The organism is Rhizobacter sp. P2_H3, assembly GCF_056403355.1.
The window spans coordinates 1-3,500 of record NZ_JBFUFQ010000376.1 but is presented as its reverse complement, the minus strand read 5'-3'; the positions used below and the strand labels follow the sequence as shown (position 1 = coordinate 3,500).

The 3,500-nt window shown below is 72.3% G+C and carries 6 protein-coding genes; all 6 read left to right on the top strand.

The window, feature by feature from the left end; translation table 11 throughout:
* A partial coding sequence (locus AC1D1T_RS31140; protein ID WP_477993233.1) for a cohesin domain-containing protein occupies positions 1-436 on the top strand: 436 nt, incomplete at its 5' end.
* Positions 433-897 (top strand): type II secretion system protein, encoded by a 465-nt coding sequence (locus AC1D1T_RS31135; RefSeq protein ID WP_047501275.1) that lies wholly within the window; start codon positions 433-435, stop codon positions 895-897. The genes AC1D1T_RS31140 and AC1D1T_RS31135, both read left to right, overlap by 4 nt.
* On the top strand, positions 897-1,280 hold the full coding sequence (locus AC1D1T_RS31130) for a type II secretion system protein (RefSeq protein WP_477827707.1): 384 nt from the start codon (positions 897-899) through the stop codon (positions 1,278-1,280). Before AC1D1T_RS31135 ends, AC1D1T_RS31130 begins: the two co-directional genes overlap by 1 nt.
* Complete coding sequence (locus AC1D1T_RS31125; RefSeq protein ID WP_477827706.1) at positions 1,267-1,761, top strand: type II secretion system protein; 495 nt, start codon at positions 1,267-1,269, stop codon at positions 1,759-1,761. The genes AC1D1T_RS31130 and AC1D1T_RS31125 overlap by 14 nt, the downstream gene beginning before the upstream one ends.
* Positions 1,758-2,171: a type II secretion system major pseudopilin GspG gene (gene gspG, locus AC1D1T_RS31120; protein WP_477827705.1), complete on the top strand. Its 414-nt coding sequence runs from the start codon at positions 1,758-1,760 to the stop codon at positions 2,169-2,171. The genes AC1D1T_RS31125 and gspG overlap by 4 nt, the downstream gene beginning before the upstream one ends.
* A gap of 16 nt (positions 2,172-2,187) precedes the next feature.
* Entirely contained in the window at positions 2,188-3,390 is a 1,203-nt protein-coding gene (locus tag AC1D1T_RS31115; RefSeq protein WP_477827704.1) for a type II secretion system F family protein, read from the top strand.
* Positions 3,391-3,500 lie beyond the last annotated feature (110 nt).

Genomic DNA, 3,500 nt, shown 5'->3' with positions numbered 1-3,500 from the left:
GGCCGCGCCCGCGCCCGCGGCCGCCGCGCCGACGCTCAGCTGGAGCGCGCCGGCCGAGGTCAAGGTCGGCGACACCTTCGTCGCGACCCTGAACCTCGCGACGCCGGTCGCGCTGCGCGGCGCGCCGGTGCAGCTCGCCATCAGCAAGGGCCTGCTGTCGGTGGTCGACGTCGACGAGGGCGATCTGTTCAAGCAGGGCGGCGCGGCCACCAGCTTCAGCAAGACGATCGATGCCGAGCAGGGCAAGGTGCAGGCCGGCGCGATCCGCAACCAGGCCACCGGCGCGAGCGGCCAGGGCAGCCTGCTGAGCGTGCGCCTGAAGGCCACCGCCGCCGGCACCGCGGAGCTGACGACGCTCGGCGCGCAACCGCTCGGCCTCGACGGCCCGGCGCAGCCGTTCGGCCTGCCGCCGCCGCTGAAGGTGATCGTCAAATGAGGCGCACCGCCGGCTACACGCTGATCGAGCTGGTTGTCGTGCTGGCGGTGCTGGGCGTGCTGGCCGCAGCCGTCTTCCCGCTGGCCGAGATCACGCTGCAGCGCGAACGCGAGCGCGAGCTGAAGCAGGCGCTGTGGCAGATCCGCGAGGCGATCGATGCCTACAAGCGCGCCAACGACAAGGGCCAGCTGTCGCAGCCGGCCGGCGCCACCGGCTACCCGCCGAGCCTGCAGGCGCTGGTCAGCGGCGACACCGGCCTGCCGGGCGCGCAGCGGATGGTCTTCCTGCGCCGCATTCCGCGCGATCCGTTTGCCAGCGCCGAGCTGCCGGCCGAGCAGACCTGGGGCCTGCGCAGCTACCTGTCGACGGCCGAGCAGCCGCAGGCCGGCGCCGATGTCTACGACGTGTTCTCCCGCTCGACGCGCAGCGGGCTGAACGGCGTGCCGCTGAAGGACTGGTGATGCAGGCCATGCACAAGGCACGCGGCTTCACGCTGATCGAGCTGATGGTGGTGATGGCGGCCATCGGCCTGCTGCTGGCCATCACGGTGCCGCACTATGCCGAGCACGTCGACCGCGCGCGCGAGGTGGTGCTGCGCCAGAACCTCGCGGCGATGCGCGATGCGATCGACAAGTTCTACGCCGACCGCGGCCGCTACCCGGCGGCGCTGCAGGAGCTGGTGCAGGCGCGCTACCTGCGGCAGCTGCCGGTCGATCCGGTGACGGACCGCATCGACACCTGGGTGCTCGTGAACTCCGACAGCGGCGCAGCCGCGGGGGTGTCCGACGTGCACAGCGGTGCGCCGGGGCAGGCGCGCGACGGGAGCCCGTATGCGAGTTGGTGATCGAGCCGGCAAGTCGCCGTCGCGCGGCTTCACCTACGTGATCGTGCTGCTGCTGGTCGCGCTGCTGTCGCTCGGCCTGTCGATCGCCGGCCCGCGCTGGGCCGATGCGGCGCAGCGCGAGCGCGAGGACGAGCTGGTGCGCATCGGCACGCTGTACGCGCAGGCCATCACCCGCTACCGCGAGGCCTCGCCCGGGTCGCTGAAGCAGTACCCGGCCTCGCTCGACAACCTGCTGCTGGACAACCGCTTCGTCGGCACGCGCCGCCACCTGCGCCGGCTCTACACCGACCCGCTGGTGCCGGGCCGCCCGCTCGGCGTCGTGCGCGGCGCCGACGGCAGCGTGCGCGGCGTGTTCAGCACCAGCGAGGCGCAGCCGCTGCGGCGCACCCCGCTGCAGATCGACGGCCTGGCCGAGATGCCGCCCGCCGCGCAGTACAACCAATGGGTCTTCATGGCCAAACCGATCGCATCGACATCATGATCAACGCTTCCCGCCGCGGCTTCACGCTGCTCGAACTCCTCGTCGTGATCCTGATCATCGGCCTGCTGACCGGCATCGTCGGCCCGCGCTTCCTCGGGCAGATCGGCCGCTCGGAGGTCACTGCCGCGAAGGCGCAGCTCGATGCCTTCGACAAGGCGCTGCAGGCGTATCGCATCGACACCGGCCGCTTCCCGACCACCTCCCAGGGCCTGCAGGCGCTGCTGGTGGCGCCTGCCGACGAGCCGCGCTGGCGCGGCCCCTACCTGCGCGGTGCGCTGCCGCAGGATCCGTGGGGCAGCGCCTACCAGTACCGCGCGCCCGGCCTGCAGGGCCAGGAGTTCGAGCTGCTGAGCCTCGGCAAGGACCGCGCGCCCGGCGGCAGCGGCGACGACGCCGACCTGACGCGCTGAACTCGCGAGCGCCGCCATGCAGTTCAAGGTCCGCTACTACGACCCCGGCCAGGCCGCCGTGCTGGAGCGGCTGGCGCAGGCCGAGTCGCTGCAGGCGGTGCAGGCGCAGCTGGCGGGCGAGGGGCTGGTGTTCGTCGGCGCCGAGGCGCAGCCAAGTGGGCCGGCGCGCACGCCGCTGCTCGGCGGCGGCGCGGGCGCCTTCAACGTCGCGTGGTGGTGCCGCGAGCTGCGCACGCTGCTGCAGGCCGGCATGACGGTGGTCGAGGCGCTCGAGACGCTGCAGGCGCAGTCGTCGCAAGGCGCGCGCGGCGACATCCAGGCCGAGCTGCTGCGCGCGCTGCGCGAGGGGCGGCCGCTGTCGAAGGCGATGCACGAATCGCAGGCCTTCCCGCCGGTGCTGGTGGCGAGCGTGAAGGCCAGCGAGCGCACCAGCACGCTGGGCAGCGCGCTGGCCGATTTCCTGGCGCACGACGAGATGATGGGCGCGTTGCGCAAGCAGGTGGTCAGCGCGGCGATCTACCCGGCCGTGGTCGTGACGCTGGGCTTGCTGATCACGCTGTTCCTGCTGCTGTACGTGATCCCGCGCTTCTCGGGCATGTACGTGGATTTCCACGGCAACCTGAGCCTGCCCACGCAGGTGCTGCTGGGCTTCAGCAAGGCCGTCTCGCAGCACACCGCCGAGGTGGCCGCGGGCCTGGCGGCGCTGGTGGTCGGTGGCGTGTGGTGGGTTCGCTCGGGCGGCGCGATGCGCTTCGCGGTGGCGGTGGGCTCGCGGATCGGGCCGCTGCAGCGCCAGTGGGACCACTTCCGTCTTGCCAAGCTGTACCAATCGCTCGCGCTGATGTTCCGCGGCGGCTACACGCTGGACGAAGCGATGGCGCTGTGCGAGACGCTGGGGCTCGGTGCGCGCATGAGCGAGGCGGTGGCGCGTGCGCGTGTCGACCTGGCGCGCGGCAAGCGCGTGTCGGCGACGCTGTCGCAGGCCGGGCTGACCGACACGGTGGCCGAGCGCCTGCTGGCGGTGGGCGAGCGCACCGGCAGCTTCGACGTGGTGCTGCAGACCATCTCGCAGCGCCATGCCGCGGCCTTCACCACCTTCGTCGAGCGGGCCACGCGGCTGGTGGAGCCGGTGCTGCTGCTGATGGTGGCGCTGCTGGTCGGCGGCATCGTCGTGATGATGTACATGCCGATCTTCGACATTGCCAATGGAGTGCGCTGAACGATGAGCAACACGGGCATCGCCCCTCTCGCCCTTCCGGCCCTGATCGCCGACGCGCGGCGCCAGCACCGCGCCGGCGCCGGCACGGTGCTGGACGTGCTGCAGCGCAC